Here is a 15359-nt window from a genome sequence, read left to right on the forward strand (position 1 = left end):
TTTGGCTCAGCTGGAGTTCGTGATGAAGCCTTCTATCGTATTGTACAAAAGCCTGCCCGCCGATCTGCGTGAACGTCTGGAACAGCACTTCACCGTGCACGCCTTCAACGGCCTGCAGCCGGAGAACCGCGACGAACTGCGCCAGGCGCTGCAGCAGGCCGAAGGGATCATCGGTTCCGGCGGTAAAATTGACGAAGCCTTCCTGCAGCAGGCGCCCAAACTGCGCGCGGCCTCGACCGTTTCCGTCGGCTACGACAACTTCGACGTCGAGGCGCTCAACGCCCATAACGTGCTGCTGATGCATACCCCGACGGTGCTGACCGAAACCGTCGCCGACACCATCATGAGCCTGGTGCTGGCGACCGCGCGCCGGGTGGTGGAAGTGGCGGAGCGGGTGAAGGCCGGCGAATGGCGCGGCAGCATCGGGCCGGACTGGTTCGGCGTCGACGTGCACCACAAAACCATCGGCATCCTCGGCATGGGGCGCATCGGCCTGGCGCTGGCGCAGCGCGCGCACTTCGGCTTCGGCATGCCGGTGCTCTACAACGCCCGCCGCACGCACGAAGAGGCGGAACAGCGCTTCAACGCGCGCCGCTGCGATCTGGATACCCTGCTGGCCGAATCGGATTTCGTTTGCATCACGCTGCCGCTGACCGAACAAACCTTCCACATGATCGGCCGCGATCAGCTGGCGAAGATGAAGAAAAGCGGCATTCTGATCAACGCCGGCCGCGGGCCGGTGGTGGATGAGCAGGCGCTGATCGAAGCGCTGCAAAACGGCGTGATCCACGCCGCCGGGTTGGACGTGTTCGAGAAAGAGCCGCTGCCGGCCAATTCGCCGCTGCTCAGCATGCCGAACGTGGTGGCGCTGCCGCACATCGGTTCCGCCACCCATGAAACGCGCTACGGCATGGCCGCCTGCGCGGTGGATAATTTGATCGCCGCGTTGACCGGCACGGTGAAAGAAAACTGCGTCAACCCGCAGCTATTGCGGAAATAACTCAGCGCGGCCGGTGGTCTGCGGATAACCGGCCGTGTTGCTCTTCCTGCTGCGGCGCGAACAGCGCCTGCAGCTGATGTTCTTCGGCGAAGTGCTGCAATTCGGCATCCTGAATTGCCTGAACGATCTCTTCTCGCCAGTTTTTGTCCGTCATCGCTAACCTCCTTTGATGTTCATCGTTTAATCTGCCGCAGCGCGCGCGCAAAGCCAAGCCGAATCAATCCGAAAACGCTCCGCCCTTCCTCTCCTCCCCGAAAAACCCTCTCAGGGAGGAGGCCATTTTTCCGCCGTTTGCCACACTGGCGCTACCCAGCGGAAAAAACGCTTCCTGCCGCGCGTAAGGAGAGCCATGAAACTGTTACCCCTGCCCTTGTTGATGCTGCTGTCGCCTTCGGCGCTGGCCGGCTGGACGTTGCCGGGATTCCCGGCCTTCGACGAAACGGCCGCCGGGCTGTTCGCCAGCCAGGCCGCGCTGCCCAAGGGCCAGTTGCCGCTGCGCCTGTATCAGGATAACCACTGCTGGCAGCCGGCCGAGGCGGTAAAACTTAACCAGGCGCTGTCACTGCAGCCCTGCGGCGCCCATCCGCAGGTCAGCTGGCGGCAGTTCCGCGCAGGCGACTATCAGGTGCGCATCGACACGCGCAGCGGCACGCCGACGCTGCAGCTCAGCCTGAGCCGCGCGCCGGAAAACGCCGCCGTTGCCGTGCGCAGTTGCCCGCGCTGGGACGGCAAGCCGGTCACGGTCGACGTCGCCTCCACCTTCGCCGAAGGCGAAACGCTGCGTGATTTCTATTCCGGTCAAACGGCGCAGGTGAGCCAGGGGAAAATCACGCTGCAGCCCGCCGCCGCCAGCGGCGGCCTGTTGCTGCTGGAATCCGCCGCCACGGCGAAACCGGCGGCGTTCAGTTGGCATAACGCCACGGTCTACTTCGTGCTGACCGATCGCTTTGAGAACGGCAATCCGGCCAATGACCACAGCTACGGGCGCCGCAGCGACGGCCTGCAGGAAATAGGCACCTTTCACGGCGGCGATCTGGCCGGCCTGACGCAGAAGCTGGATTATCTGCAGCAGCTCGGCGTCAACGCCTTGTGGATCAGCTCGCCGCTGGAGCAGATCCACGGCTGGGTCGGCGGCGGTACCCAAGGCGATTTCCCGCATTACGCCTATCACGGCTATTACGCGCTGGACTGGACGCGCCTCGACGCCAACATGGGCACCGAACAGGAGCTGCGCACGCTGGTCGAGCAGGCGCATCGCCGCGGTATTCGCATTCTGTTCGACGTTGTGGTGAACCACGTCGGCTACGCCACGCTGGCGGATATGCAGACGTTCCACTTCGGCTCGCTGTATCTGCAAGGCGCGGAGGTGGAGAAAACCCTGGGGAAAAACTGGAGCGACTGGCGCCCCGGGCCAGGGCAAAACTGGCACAGCTTCAACGACTACATCAACTTCAGCGACAAGGCGGGCTGGCGCCCATGGTGGGGGAAAAATTGGATCCGCACCGACATCGGCGACTATGACGCGCCGGGCTATGACGATTTGACTATGTCGCTGGCCTTCCTGCCGGACATCAAAACCGAAGCGCCCGGCGCCAGCGGCCTGCCGCTGTTCTATCGCCACAAACCCGACACCGCCGCGCGCGACATGCCCGGCGCCGCCACCCGCGATTACCTGACCGTCTGGCTCAGCCAGTGGGTGCGCGATTACGGCATCGACGGTTTCCGCGTCGACACCGCCAAGCACGTGGAAAAACCGACGCTGGCGCTGTTGAAACAGCGCGCCACGGCGGCATTGGCGGCGTGGAAAGCGGAGCATCCGCAGCAGGCGCTGGATGATGCGCCGTTTTGGATGACCGGCGAGGCCTGGGGCCACGGGGTGATGAAAAGCGATTATTACCAAAACGGTTTCGACGCGATGATCAACTTCGATTTCCAGGACCAGGCGTCGCAGGCGCTGGGCTGCTTCGCCGATATCGACGCCACCTACCGGCAGATGGCCGAACGGCTGCAGGACTTCAACGTGCTGAGCTACCTCTCTTCACACGACACCCGGCTGTTCTTCGCCAGCGACGCCAAAGGCTCGCAGGTGCGCCAACAGCGGGCGGCGAACCTGCTGTTGCTGGCGCCGGGCGCGGTGCAGATTTACTACGGCGATGAAAGCGGCCGCCCGCTCGGCCCAACCGGCTCCGATCCGCTGCAGGGCACCCGCTCCGACATGAACTGGCCTGATCTGCAGGGGGAAAAAGCCCCGCTGCTGGCCCACTGGCAACGGTTGGGGCAGTTCCGCGCTCGCCACCCGGCGATCGGCGGCGGCGTGCAAAACCCGCAGCCGCACGCCGCCTACTATGCTTTCAGCCGTCGGCTCGGCGACGATAAGGTGATGGTGGTATGGGCCGGCGAACGGTCACAATAATCCAGCGTAATATGCTAACAATAGGCCAATGAGCGAAGCTTTTGCCCATTGGTCGATTTGTCGGCCGCATTGCAGCGGGATTTGTCTGGCGGTATGGTGGGGGATTACCTGCTAAGAAACAGTACTGCTACACCTATGACTTTCTCACTTTTCGGCGAAAAATTTACCCGTTATGCGGGCATTACCCGTTTGATGGACGACCTGAACGAAGGCCTGCGCACCCCCGGTGCCATCATGCTCGGCGGCGGCAACCCGGCGCAGATCCCAGAGATGGAAGCCTACTTCAAACAGCTGTGCCAGGAGATGCTCGACCAGGGCAAACTGACCGAAGCGTTGTGCAACTACGACGGCCCGCAAGGCAAGGACGCGCTGCTGAAAGCGCTGGCCAATCTGCTGCGCGACGAGCTTGGCTGGGAGATTTCGCCACAGAATATTGCACTGACTAACGGCAGCCAAAGCGCGTTTTTCTACTTGTTCAACCTGTTCGCCGGCCGCTACGCCGACGGTTCGCGCCGCCGCGTGCTGTTCCCATTGGCGCCGGAATATATCGGCTATGCCGACGCCGGGCTGGACGAAGGGCTGTTCGTCTCCGCCAAACCGAACATTGAGCTGCTGCCGGACGGCCAGTTCAAATATCACGTTGATTTCGAACACCTCACCCTTGGCGACGACATCGGCATGATCTGCGTTTCACGGCCGACCAACCCGACCGGCAACGTGATCACCGACGAAGAGCTGATGAAGCTCGACCTGCTGGCGCAGCAACGCGATATTCCGCTGGTGATCGATAACGCCTACGGCGTGCCGTTCCCCGGTATTATCTTCAGCGACGCCACGCCGCTGTGGAACCCGAACACCATTCTGTGCATGAGCCTGTCCAAACTCGGCCTGCCGGGCTCGCGCTGCGGCATCGTGATCGCCGACGAGAAGGTGATCACCGCGTTGACCAACATGAACGGCATCATCAGCCTGTCGCCGGGCAGCATGGGGCCGGCGATGGCGACGGAAATGATCGCGCGCGGCGATCTGCTGCGACTGTCGAACGAGGTGATTCGCCCGTTCTACAAACAGCGCGTCGAGCACACCATCGAGATTATTCGCCGCTACCTGTCGCCGGAGCGCTGCCTGATCCACAAACCGGAAGGGGCTATCTTCCTCTGGCTGTGGTTCAAGGATCTGCCGATCACCACCGAAGTGCTGTATCAGCGCCTGAAAAAGCGCGGCGTGCTGATGGTGCCGGGCCACTACTTCTTCCCGGGGCTGGAGCACGACTGGCCGCACACTCACCAGTGCATGCGCATGAACTACGTGCCCGATCCGGAGAAAATCGAGCGCGGCGTGGCGATCCTGGCGGAAGAGATCGAACGCGCGCATCAGGAAGCGAACTGAGCTCAACCCATCGGGGCGCCACCACGGCGCCCTTTTTTGGATTACAGCGTCCAGAACAGCACCGCCAGCAGCTGCGGCGACATGATGCGCAGGAACATCGCCAACGGATATACGGTGGCGTAAGACAGCGCGGCGGCGCCGCTGGTGGGATGCAGACCGTTGGCGAAGGCCAGCGCCGGCGGATCGGTCATCGATCCCGCCAGCATGCCGGACAGCGTCAGATAGTTCATCTTGCCCACCGTGCGCGCCAGAATGCCGACGCTCAGCAGCGGAATGGCGGTGATCAAGGCGCCGTACCCGACCCACGTCAGCCCCTCGCCGTGCAGCAACGTATCGATGAAGTTGCCGCCCGACTTCAATCCGACCACCGCCAGAAACAGCACGATGCCCAGTTCGCGCAGCGCCAGGTTGGCGCTCGGCGGCATAAACCAGTACAGCTTGCCGATGCTGCCGATGCGCCCCAGGATCAGCGCCGCCACCAGCGGCCCGCCGGCCAGCCCCAGCCGCAATGCCGCCGGGAAGCCGGGCACGAACAGCGGAATGGAACCGAGCAATACCCCGAGACCAATACCGATAAAGACCGGCAGCATCTGCACCTGCTGCAGTTTTTGTTGGGCGTTGCCGACAATCGCCGTCACCGCGTCGATGGCCTCCGGCCGGCCGACCAGGTTGAGAATGTCGCCAAACTGCAGCGTCACGTTGCTGCCGGCCACCAGCTCCACGCCGGCGCGGTTGAGGCGTGAAATCACCACGTCATACTTTTGCTTCAGATTCAGATCGCGGATTTTCTTGCCCAGCACCTGCTCGTTGGTCACCACCGCCCTCACCACCTGCAGCGCAGTGCCGCGCGTCGACAGCGAGGCATCCACCTCTTCGCCGATCACCAACCGGGCGTTCTCCAGATCTTCGCGTTTGCCCACCAGGTGCAGGTAGTCGCCAAGCTCCAGCCGCTCGTGCGGCGCCGGCACCATCAGCAGCTCCCCGCGCTTAAGGCGCGAACAGACGATCGCTTCACCGTTGAGCAGCGGCACGCTTTTGATCGCCATGCCCTGCAGATTGGGGTTGCGCACCGCCACGTTGATGGCGTGCAGCAGCTCGCGCTGATTGCCCAGACGGCTTTCAAACGCCTGCGCCTCACGCTCGATGTTGATGCGGAAAAACAGCCGGATCAGCCACATCACCAGCAGGATGCCGCATATGCCGAACGGATAGGCCATGGCGTAGCCCATCCCCATGCCGTCCACCAGCGCCGGATCGGAACCGAGATCGGTCAGGATTTGTTGACCGGCGCCCAGCGCCGGGGTGTTGGTGACCGCGCCGGAGAACACGCCGAGGATGATCGGCAGCGGCACGTCGAACAGCTTGTGTACCGCCGCCGCCACTATGCCGCCGGTCACCACCAGCAGCACCGCGAAGGCGTTGAGCCGCAGACCGGAGACGCGCAGCGAAGAGAAGAAACCGGGGCCGACCTGGATGCCGATGGTGTAGACGAACAGGATCAGGCCAAACTCCTGGATAAAGTGCAGCATGTCCCCGTTCAGGCTGATTTGCCCGCTCTGGGCAAAGTGGCCAACCAGGATACCGCCGAACAGCACGCCGCCGATGCCCAGCCCGACGCCATACAGCTTCCAGTTCCCCATCCACAGCCCAATGACGGCCGCCAACGCCAACATGCTGACGGTCAGGGCGATATCGCTCATAGGTCACATCCTTGCCAAAAAAGTTGAACACGGGATTTGCGGCCAAAGACACACAATTAACAAGGATTATGGCATCGGGCAGAAGGGGGGACTGTGGCACGCGCCACATAACGCAGCGAGGGAGATCCGTTGGGATCTCCCTCGCATGATGATGACCGCTTTTCAGTCGGTTATTTCGCTTCCAGCTCCGGCGTCGCACCGATGGCGATACGCTGCGGCTGCAAGGCTTCCGGCACCTGACGCACCAGATCGATGTGCAACAGGCCGTTTTCAAATTTGGCTTCGGACACCTGCAGATGCTCCGCCAGGGTGAAAGTCAGCTGGAACTCTTTGCACACCAGACCTTGATGCAGGTATTCAACCTGTTTTTCCGGCGGCGTGGGTTTACCGCTGACGGTCAACCGCGGCCCTTCCACTTCGATATTCAGTTCGCTTTGCCGGAAACCGGCCAGCGCCAGAGAAATGCGGTAGTGATTGTCATCACTTTTCTCGATGTTATACGGCGGGAACCCCTGAGGTTCCTGGCCGCCCATTGAACTGGCCAATTTATCAAAACCAATCCACTGACGCAGAAGCGGGGATAAATCGTAATTACGCATAGGAACAACTCCTTTCATTAAGCGAGATGTGTTTATTCAGCCCCCTGACGGCAGGCTAATCATGACTTCATATTTACCGGCAGCGTACCTGCCGGCGAAACGGAAATTTATTTAATTTCGATGCGGCGCGGTTTTAATGTTTCCGGCACGATGCGTTGCATGTCGATATACAACAGGCCATTCTCCAGTTTGGCGCCTTTAATTTGAATATGTTCGGCCAGCTGGAATTTACGCTCGAAATTACGCTCGGCGATGCCCTGGTATAAATAGGTTTTTTCTGCCGGTTCATTGTTGTGCGCCCCGCGCACGATCAGCAGATTATCCTGCGTGGTGATCTCCAGCTCCTGCTCGGCAAACCCGGCTACCGCGATGGCGATCCGATAATGATTTTCATCCACCAGTTCGACATTATAAGGGGGATAACCGCCGTTGCCCTGACTCTGGCCAGCCTCCAGCGCGTTGAACAGGCGATCGAAACCAATGGCGGAACGGTATAGCGGGGAAAGATCAAAATTACGCATAAAACAGCCTCCTAAGGCACTTCAGCGAGGTTGAAATAAATACGCCTTCCACTCTGGACAGGCTAATTAAGCCAGAATTCCCTTACGGCGAATTCTCAATTCGGCTCTGATGATAAAATGGGGGTTGCTTTCATCAATTCAACAGGCGAGGATCAAAAAAAATTTGCATCAATAAGGTAAAAGTTTTTTTTACCACTTACACTAAAGTGAGAGAGCCGCCACAGAGCGGGATTTTGCTTCTTTTAAAGCAGCAACAGGATGTTATAAATCAGCTTAATTTAGGGGAACAGCAACCCTGCAGGATGGATTAATGACGACGATGAAAGCGATAGCGACGGGCTGCATGTTGTTGGCGACCAGCGGTTGCTCCAGCGTAATGAGCCATACCGGCCCGAATCAGGGTTACTATCCCGGCACCCGCGCCAGCGTGGACATGCTGAAGGACGACAACACCAGCTGGGCGATGATGCCGCTGGTGGCGCTGGATCTGCCGTTCTCCGCGGTGATGGATACCGTGCTGCTGCCTTACGACTATCTGCGCTCCGGCAACGACGCCACCACAGACTCGCCAAAAGCGCGTATCCTGCGCAGCGAGCAGCAGAATCTGGCGGCGACCGGCAATCCCGGTCAGGGCGACGACAGCACCGCCACGCACTAATCGCACACGCAGCGGGTCATCAGGCCCGCCTTACGCCTCAACCACAAAGATCTGGTTGAACCCCGCTATCTCGCGCATAAACGCCACTTTCTTGCCATCCGGCGAAAACACCACGGCATCCCCCGACGGCGGCTGCACGCTGCGCGGCGTCAATCGCTGCAGGCGGCCGCTGGCCACCTCGCACAGCATCACGCTGTTGTCGCACACCAAGGCTATCGTCCCGCCCTGCGGGTGCCAGCTGAACGCCGACTGGACGTCATGCTCGCAGCGGCTGACCTGGCGCGGCTCACCGCCGTTCGGCGACACCGTCCACAGCTGCACCACGCCGCCGTCGTGCTTCATCAGAAAAGCTATCTGGCTGCCGTCCGGCGAACTGCGCAGCCAGTGGCGCGGCGCACCAGCCACGCCAGGAAAACGGCGATCCCCGGTAAAGGTTACCCGCCGCTGCCTGACGCCAAGCGGCGGCGCCGGCAGCTCGCTTTCCGTCCCCTGCAGCGGCAGAGCGCCCGCCCGGGCGTAGTCGACGTCGTTCTCCGGCAGATCGACGATAAACACCTCAGACAGCTTCTCTCCGGCGGCGGACAACGTATCGCCGATAAATGCCAGCGCCCAGCGCTGCCGGCTGCCGTCGGCCTTACGGTAGCCTTCGCGGCCGATCCAGCCTTCTTCGTAAGCGCGATTAATCTGATCGCTGCCCGGCCGCGGCTGCGGCACCGTCTCGCTGACCAACACGCAATAGTGGCTGCCGTCGTACTCGCGCGGGTGCTGTTTTGGCGGGTTAACCCCGTGCAGCGGCACGGCCACGCCGACGTTGCGCAGATCGCGCGCCGGATCGCGTTCATGCATCACGTGATCGTTGTAGGTAAAGCTGAGGCGGCTGCCGTCCGGACTGAAAACGTGCACATGGCTGCCGCCGCGCAGCGCGCCGGGCGTATAGGGCGCGGTGATATCCAGCGCGTCGAGGGTGATGGCCAACTCGCGATCCGGTTCGCTGACGATCACCCCGCGGCGGTGGTGAAAATCATACTGCCAGGCGCTGTCCGGGTGCTCAGGTCCGTGAATAAAGGCATAGCGCGCCGGCGCATCGGGGCTGACCGTGACCACGCCGACGTGGGCGCCGTGCTGGGCGCGATAAATCACCTCCACCGCGCCGCTGGCGACGTTGACACGCTCGATGCTGAGGCCGGTGAAAGAGGCGCCGCGCGGACGCACGTCATAAGCCAGCCATTGGCTGTCCGGCGTCCAGACGTTGATATTGGTTAACTGATGCCCGCGTGGGTCGAAAGTCAGTTGTTTTTCCCGATGGCTCATGGCGGCTCTCCTGCACATGCTGGCGCTGAGCCGTCATCTTACCGGATCGCCCGCAGCGTTTCATATGGCCTGTGAGGGTGAGGCGGGAGGAATTTTTCGGTTCGAAATCACGCAATTATTTTTCAGCGTCTTATCATTTAAGCCGATCGACAGCGTCGGCAGGAAATAAGCGGCCGACTAGGCAATTGTATTCCTGCCGGCGAAACTCAACGGCGCCAATGTAATAGGGTGGGTGATGAAAACGCTATTTTTTCATTCTCATCTTCCTTATAAGAATAAGGCAGCGGCGGCGCCTTACTTAACGCAAATAAATAAAAAATCGTGCCACTAGACGACCGGTTTATGATTATTTTCACCGAAAACGCAATGTTCCTTCCGACCGTTGACGTTTTCTGATCGGTGTGCCCGAGGGTCAGGCTGCGGGGTTTACAATTAATACAAAAAAGTACAAACTGGATTTTTAGTCCAAACAAACCTTCTGGAGCCGGTATGAACACCCTCTTCGATGCCATTGTTTCCGCTCATCAGCAACTGCGCCCTCAGGTGCGGGTCACGCCGCTGGAGCGCAGCGTGCTGCTTTCTCAGCAATTGGGCTGCGAGCTGTATCTGAAATGCGACCACCTGCAGCACACCGGTTCCTTTAAATTTCGCGGCGCCAGCAACAAGCTGCGGCTGTTGGATAACGAGCAACGCCGGCGCGGCGTGATCGCCGCCTCAACCGGCAACCACGGCCAGGCGGTCGCTCTGGCGGGGCAGCGTATGGGCGTTGGCGTCACGGTTTATGCGCCGGAGACGGCGGCGAGCATCAAGCTCGACACCATCCGGGCGCTGGGCGGCATCGTGGAATTGGTGCCGGGTGATGCGCTGAACGCCGAACTGGCGGGGGAACTGGCAGCACGCGAACAGGGGAAAACCTATATCTCGCCGTATAACGACGAACAGGTGATCGCCGGCCAGGGCACCTGCGGCATGGAGCTGGTTGAACAACTCGCCGATCTGGACGCGGTATTCGTGGCGGTGGGCGGCGGTGGCTATATCGCCGGCATCGGCACCGTTCTGCGGCAACTGTCGCCAAACACGCAGCTTATCGCCTGCTGGCCGGAAAACGCCACCAGCCTGTACAGCGCGTTGGAAGCCGGCCATATCTTCCCGGTGGAAGAACAAGAAACCTTGTCCGACGGCACCGCCGGCGGCGTCGAGCCGGGCGCCGTGACCTTCCCGCTGTGCCAGCAGCTGATTGACCGCAAAGTGCTGGTCAGCGAGGCGGAGATCAAACTCGCGATGCGCCGGATCGCCGCCAGCGATCGCTGGATTATCGAAGGCGCAGCAGGCGTGGCGTTGGCGGCAGCGATCAAACTGGCGCCGGAATACCGAGGTAAAAAGGTGGCGGTGGTGCTGTGCGGTAAAAACATCGTGCTGGAGAAATACCTCAAGGCTATCGCCGATGCGCATCCTTAATCGGCAGCAAATTCTCGCCGCGTTCGACGCCGAGACCATAACGCCGCTGCTGAAGCAGGGTTTTATCGCCTACTCGCAACAACGGGTACAACAGCCCCCGGCGCAGCATTTCCTGTTCGAACAGGCCGCCGGCGACTGCTGCATCAAATCCGCCTGGTTGGAAGGCGACGAACTGTTCGTGGTCAAGATCTCCACCGGTTTCTATCGCAATGCCGAACAAGGCCTGCCGAGCAATCAAGGGCTGATGATGGCGTTCTCCGCCCAAACCGGCGAGCCCCGCGCACTGTTGCAGGATGAGGGTTGGCTGACCGCGCTGCGCACCGCACTGGCCGGCCGCATCGCCGCCGATCTGTGCGCGCCGCCGCATATTCAGGCGATAGGCATGGTCGGCACCGGCCTGCAGGCGCGGCTGCAGCTGCAATGTCTGAAACCGGTGACCGATTGCCGCGAGGTATGGGTGTGGGGCCGCAACGAACAGGCGCTGGCGGCGTATCGACGCGATGTCGAGGCCGAGGGTTTTCGGGTGCGGGTCACGCAGGATGCGGCGGAGCTGGCGGCGCACTGTCAGCTGATCGTCACCACCACGCCCAGCCGCGAACCGATTTTGCAGGCGGCGGATATTCGGCCCGGCACGCACATTACCGCGGTGGGCGCCGACGCGCCCGGTAAGCAGGAGCTGGCGACCGAGCTGGTGGCCCGCGCGGACGCGCTGCTGGTCGATGCGCTGGCTCAATGTACAGACTATGGCGAGATCGCAACGGCTTATCGGCAGCACAAGCTGATTTCAACGCCGATCGTCGAAATGGGCGCCGCATTGGCGCAGGGCGGACGGGTGCGACGCGAGCCGCATCACATCACCATCGCCGATCTCACCGGGCTGGCGATTCAGGATCTGCAGATCACCAAAGGGGTGTTGGCGAAAGTATAAAGAGGCGCCGCAGCGCCCCGCGTTATCAGGCGTTGAGCACGAACTTCTCGATAGCGCGCGCCACGCCGTCTTCGGTATTGGCGCTGGTGACAAACTGCGCCACCGCTTTCAGTTCGGGAATGGCGTTGCCCATCGCAACGCCGACGCCGGCATATTCGATCATCGCCGTATCGTTGGCCTGATCCCCCAGCGTCATGATGTTTTCCCGCGCCACGCCCAAATGCTCGGCCAGCATTCTCACCCCGGCGCCCTTATCGACGTTCTTGTGCAGGATCTCGAGGAAATAAGGCGCACTTTTCAGGATGGTATAACGCTCGCGCGTTTCCGCCGGGATGCGCGCGATAGCGCGGTCCAACAGCTCCGGCTCGTCGATCATCATCACTTTAGGGAAACGCATCTGGCGATCCATCTCTTCCACGCTGCGGTATTTCAGCGGAATGCCGGTCATTTCCGCTTCGTGTATGGTGTACTTGCCGATATCCTTGTTCGGGGTATACAGGGTATCGAAATCAAACGCCTGGTAGTGAACGCCGAACTCGCGCGCCATCTGCTCAAAGTGCAGATAATCCTCAAAGCCCAGCGTTTCTTGCAGAATGCAGGCGCCGTCAGCCGCACGCAGCACCAGCGCGCCGTTATAGGTGATACAGAAATCGCCAGGGCCCTGAATGTCCAACTGGCGCAGATAGTCCTGCACGCCGACATATGGCCGCCCGGTGGCCAGCACCACGTGCACCCCTTTGCGCCGCGCCGCCGCGATAGCCTGCTTTACCGCCGGCGTGATTTGGTGCTGCGGATCCAGCAACGTGCCGTCCATGTCGATCGCAATCAGTTCAATAGCCATTCAACGCTTCTCCCAGTGGTTTTTTCCCATGCTAACGCGTTTCAGCCACGGCTGTCAGCGCCAAAAAAGGCGCAAAAAAAATCCGCGCGGGTCGCCCGGCGCGGATTTTTACAACCATTAACGCATCAGATATCGATGTTCGCCGCTTTCAGGGCGTTTTCTTCGATAAAGGCGCGACGCGGTTCAACCGCATCGCCCATCAGCGTGGTGAACAGCTGATCGGCAGCGATGGCGTCCTTGACGGTCACGCGCAGCATGCGGCGACTTTCCGGATCCATGGTGGTTTCCCACAGTTGCTCAGGGTTCATCTCGCCCAGACCTTTATAACGCTGCACCGACAGGCCGCGGCGCGACTCTTTCACCAGCCACTCCAGCGCCTGCTCGAAGCTGTCTACCGGCTGACGGCGTTCGCCGCGCTCGATGAACGCTCCCTCTTCGATCAGCCCGCGCAGCTGCTCGCCCAGCAGGCAGATCTTGCGGTATTCGCCGCCGTGGATGAAGTCGAAGTCCAGCTTGTAGTCGGTATCCACGCCGTGGGTGCGGATGCGCAGCGCCGGCTCGAACATCTGGCGCTCACGGTTCTCGAAGATCACGAAATCATAGCTGCTGCCGTGCTGCTCTTTGTCGTTCAGCGCCTGCACCAGCGACGCGATCCAGGTCTTCACCTTGGCTTCATCGCTGAGATCGCCTTCGTTCAGCGTCGGCTGATAGATCAGGCTGTTCAACAGCGCGCGCGGGTAGCGGCGCTCCATGCGGCCGATTAGCTTCTGCACGCCATAGTGCTCGGCCACCAGTTTTTCCAACTGCTCGCCGCCGAGCGCCGGTGCGCTGGCGTTGGTATGCAGCGTGGCGCCGTCCATCGCGATGGCGATCTGGTACTGATCCATCGCCTCGTCATCTTTGATGTACTGCTCCTGCTTGCCTTTCTTCACCTTGTACAGCGGCGGCTGTGCGATGAACACGTGGCCACGCTCGATGATTTCCGGCATTTGGCGGTAGAAGAAGGTCAACAGCAGCGTACGGATGTGCGAACCGTCGACGTCGGCATCGGTCATGATGATGATGCTGTGGTAACGCAGCTTGTCCGGGCTGTACTCGTCACGGCCGATGCCGCAGCCCAGCGCGGTGATCAGCGTCGCCACTTCCTGTGAAGAGAGCATTTTGTCGAAACGCGCCTTCTCGACGTTGAGGATTTTCCCCTTCAGCGGCAAGATAGCCTGGTTCTTGCGGTTGCGCCCCTGCTTGGCAGAGCCGCCCGCGGAGTCCCCTTCCACCAGGTACAGTTCGGACAGCGCCGGATCGCGTTCCTGGCAGTCCGCCAGCTTGCCCGGCAGGCCGGCCAGATCCAGCGCGCCTTTGCGGCGGGTCATCTCACGCGCTTTACGCGCCGCTTCGCGCGCGCGCGCCGCGTCGATGATTTTGCCGACCACGATTTTCGCGTCGCCCGGATTTTCCATCAGGTAATCCACCAGCTTCTCGTTCATCAGCGTTTCAACCGCGGTTTTCACCTCGGAAGAGACCAGCTTGTCCTTGGTCTGAGAGGAGAACTTGGGATCCGGCACCTTCACCGACACCACGGCGATCAGGCCTTCACGCGCGTCATCGCCGGTGGCGCTGACCTTGGCCTTCTTGCTGTAGCCTTCCTTCTCCATGTAGCTGTTCAGCGTACGGGTCATCGCGGTACGGAAACCGACCAGGTGCGTGCCGCCGTCGCGCTGCGGAATGTTGTTGGTGAAGCAGTAGATGTTTTCCTGGAAACCGTCGTTCCACTGCAGCGCCACTTCCACGCCGATGTCGTCTTTCACGGTGGAGAAGTAGAACACGTTCGGGTGGATCGGCGTTTTGTTCTTGTTCAGGTACTCGACAAACGCCTTGATGCCGCCTTCGTAATGGAAGTGGTCTTCACGGTCAGTGCGCTTGTCCTTCAGGCGGATAGACACGCCGGAGTTGAGGAAGGACAGCTCGCGCAGGCGCTTGGCCAGAATGTCGTACTCGAAATCGGTCACATTGGTAAAGGTCTGGTGGCTTGGCCAGAAGCGCACCATAGTGCCGGTCTGCTCGGTTTCGCCCACCACGGTCAGCGGCGCCTGCGGCTCGCCGTGGCTGTAAGTTTGTTCGTGCACTTTGCCTTCGCGGCGGATCACCAGCTCCAGTTTCTCCGACAGGGCGTTAACCACCGAGACGCCCACGCCGTGCAGGCCGCCGGAAACTTTATAGGAGTTGTCGTCGAATTTACCGCCGGCGTGCAGCACGGTCATGATGACCTCTGCGGCTGAAACCCCTTCTTCCGGGTGAATGCCGGTCGGAATGCCGCGGCCGTCATCCTGCACCGATACCGAGTTGTCGGCATGGATGGTGACCTGAATGTCGCTACAGTGGCCCGCGAGCGCTTCGTCGATAGCGTTGTCCACAACCTCGAATACCATGTGGTGCAGACCGGTGCCGTCATCGGTATCGCCGATATACATGCCCGGGCGCTTGCGCACCGCATCCAGCCCTTTTAATACCTTGATACTTGAGGAGTCATAAGAATTCGACATC

The 15359-nt window shown here is 60.9% G+C and carries 13 protein-coding genes; 6 read left to right on the plus strand and 7 right to left on the minus strand.

Annotated features, from left to right (window positions below):
* Nucleotides 1-22: 22 nt before the first annotated feature.
* Nucleotides 23-1000 carry a glyoxylate/hydroxypyruvate reductase GhrB gene (gene ghrB / locus ACMGGK_RS23705; protein ID WP_016929588.1) on the plus strand — a complete coding sequence of 326 codons (978 nt, stop codon included), beginning with the start codon at nucleotides 23-25 and terminating at the stop codon, nucleotides 998-1000.
* 1 nt (nucleotide 1001) lies between these two features.
* On the opposite strand, the gene ACMGGK_RS23710 is transcribed toward ghrB, so the two are convergent.
* Nucleotides 1002-1154 carry a hypothetical protein gene (locus ACMGGK_RS23710; protein WP_019455508.1) on the minus strand — a complete coding sequence of 51 codons (153 nt, stop codon included), beginning with the start codon at nucleotides 1152-1154 and terminating at the stop codon, nucleotides 1002-1004.
* Between the two features lie 195 nt (nucleotides 1155-1349).
* On the opposite strand from ACMGGK_RS23710, the gene ACMGGK_RS23715 reads away from it, so the two are divergent.
* Entirely contained in the window at nucleotides 1350-3413 is a 2064-nt protein-coding gene (locus ACMGGK_RS23715) for an alpha-amylase (protein WP_049299619.1), read from the plus strand.
* A 135-nt stretch (nucleotides 3414-3548) separates the two neighbouring features.
* The gene (locus ACMGGK_RS23720) at nucleotides 3549-4802 is read left to right on the plus strand and encodes a valine--pyruvate transaminase (protein WP_016929591.1); all 1254 of its coding nucleotides are present in this window, start codon (nucleotides 3549-3551) and stop codon (nucleotides 4800-4802) included.
* A 41-nt stretch (nucleotides 4803-4843) separates the two neighbouring features.
* On the opposite strand, the gene ACMGGK_RS23725 is transcribed toward ACMGGK_RS23720, so the two are convergent.
* The 3 genes from ACMGGK_RS23725 to ibpA form a co-directional block, all read right to left on the minus strand.
* The gene (locus tag ACMGGK_RS23725) at nucleotides 4844-6502 is read right to left on the minus strand and encodes a putative transporter (RefSeq protein WP_016929592.1); all 1659 of its coding nucleotides are present in this window, start codon (nucleotides 6500-6502) and stop codon (nucleotides 4844-4846) included.
* A 170-nt stretch (nucleotides 6503-6672) separates the two neighbouring features.
* A complete protein-coding gene (gene ibpB, locus ACMGGK_RS23730; protein WP_004933922.1) occupies nucleotides 6673-7101 on the minus strand; it encodes a small heat shock chaperone IbpB in 429 nt (142 codons plus the stop codon).
* A gap of 107 nt (nucleotides 7102-7208) precedes the next feature.
* Nucleotides 7209-7622: a small heat shock chaperone IbpA gene (ibpA, locus tag ACMGGK_RS23735; RefSeq protein WP_004933919.1), complete on the minus strand. Its 414-nt coding sequence runs from the start codon at nucleotides 7620-7622 to the stop codon at nucleotides 7209-7211.
* Nucleotides 7623-7932: 310 nt separating this feature from the next.
* Here ibpA and ACMGGK_RS23740 point away from each other — a divergent pair, with 310 nt between their 5' ends.
* Nucleotides 7933-8280, plus strand: coding sequence for a YceK/YidQ family lipoprotein (locus ACMGGK_RS23740; RefSeq protein ID WP_049299620.1), 348 nt, complete (start codon nucleotides 7933-7935; stop codon nucleotides 8278-8280).
* Between the two features lie 30 nt (nucleotides 8281-8310).
* On the opposite strand, the gene ACMGGK_RS23745 is transcribed toward ACMGGK_RS23740, so the two are convergent.
* Nucleotides 8311-9591: a DUF3748 domain-containing protein gene (locus tag ACMGGK_RS23745; RefSeq protein WP_420277351.1), complete on the minus strand. Its 1281-nt coding sequence runs from the start codon at nucleotides 9589-9591 to the stop codon at nucleotides 8311-8313.
* 489 nt (nucleotides 9592-10080) lie between these two features.
* On the opposite strand from ACMGGK_RS23745, the gene ACMGGK_RS23750 reads away from it, so the two are divergent.
* A complete protein-coding gene (locus ACMGGK_RS23750) occupies nucleotides 10081-11049 on the plus strand; it encodes a threonine/serine dehydratase (RefSeq protein WP_016929596.1) in 969 nt (322 codons plus the stop codon).
* Nucleotides 11036-11977 (plus strand): ornithine cyclodeaminase family protein, encoded by a 942-nt coding sequence (locus ACMGGK_RS23755; RefSeq protein WP_420277353.1) that lies wholly within the window; start codon nucleotides 11036-11038, stop codon nucleotides 11975-11977. The genes ACMGGK_RS23750 and ACMGGK_RS23755 overlap by 14 nt, the downstream gene beginning before the upstream one ends.
* 25 nt (nucleotides 11978-12002) lie before the next feature.
* Here ACMGGK_RS23755 and yidA read toward each other — a convergent pair whose 3' ends face one another.
* Nucleotides 12003-12818, minus strand: a complete 816-nt coding sequence (gene yidA / locus ACMGGK_RS23760; protein WP_016929598.1) for a sugar-phosphatase — start codon at nucleotides 12816-12818, stop codon at nucleotides 12003-12005.
* Between the two features lie 125 nt (nucleotides 12819-12943).
* Nucleotides 12944-15358, minus strand: coding sequence for a DNA topoisomerase (ATP-hydrolyzing) subunit B (gene gyrB / locus ACMGGK_RS23765; RefSeq protein WP_019455494.1), 2415 nt, complete (start codon nucleotides 15356-15358; stop codon nucleotides 12944-12946).
* Nucleotide 15359 lies beyond the last annotated feature (1 nt).

The sequence above is a fragment of the Serratia sp. BNK-33-b genome (assembly GCF_048684565.1).
In the GTDB taxonomy this organism is placed as follows: domain Bacteria; phylum Pseudomonadota; class Gammaproteobacteria; order Enterobacterales; family Enterobacteriaceae; genus Serratia; species Serratia marcescens.

Bases quoted from the DNA above. Each gene is read 5' to 3' on its own strand.
- yidA (WP_016929598.1), bottom strand. From the start codon at position 12,818: ATGGCTATTGAACTGATTGCGATCGACATGGACGGCACGTTGCTGGAT.
- ibpA (WP_004933919.1), bottom strand. From the start codon at position 7,622: ATGCGTAATTTTGATCTTTCCCCGCTATACCGTTCCGCCATTGGTTTC.
- ghrB (WP_016929588.1), top strand. From the start codon at position 23: ATGAAGCCTTCTATCGTATTGTACAAAAGCCTGCCCGCCGATCTGCGT.
- ACMGGK_RS23725 (WP_016929592.1), bottom strand. From the start codon at position 6,502: ATGAGCGATATCGCCCTGACCGTCAGCATGTTGGCGTTGGCGGCCGTC.
- ACMGGK_RS23740 (WP_049299620.1), top strand. From the start codon at position 7,933: ATGACGACGATGAAAGCGATAGCGACGGGCTGCATGTTGTTGGCGACC.
- ACMGGK_RS23745 (WP_420277351.1), bottom strand. From the start codon at position 9,591: ATGAGCCATCGGGAAAAACAACTGACTTTCGACCCACGCGGGCATCAG.
- ibpB (WP_004933922.1), bottom strand. From the start codon at position 7,101: ATGCGTAATTACGATTTATCCCCGCTTCTGCGTCAGTGGATTGGTTTT.
- ACMGGK_RS23715 (WP_049299619.1), top strand. From the start codon at position 1,350: ATGAAACTGTTACCCCTGCCCTTGTTGATGCTGCTGTCGCCTTCGGCG.
- ACMGGK_RS23710 (WP_019455508.1), bottom strand. From the start codon at position 1,154: ATGACGGACAAAAACTGGCGAGAAGAGATCGTTCAGGCAATTCAGGAT.
- ACMGGK_RS23755 (WP_420277353.1), top strand. From the start codon at position 11,036: ATGCGCATCCTTAATCGGCAGCAAATTCTCGCCGCGTTCGACGCCGAG.
- ACMGGK_RS23720 (WP_016929591.1), top strand. From the start codon at position 3,549: ATGACTTTCTCACTTTTCGGCGAAAAATTTACCCGTTATGCGGGCATT.
- gyrB (WP_019455494.1), bottom strand. From the start codon at position 15,358: ATGTCGAATTCTTATGACTCCTCAAGTATCAAGGTATTAAAAGGGCTG.
- ACMGGK_RS23750 (WP_016929596.1), top strand. From the start codon at position 10,081: ATGAACACCCTCTTCGATGCCATTGTTTCCGCTCATCAGCAACTGCGC.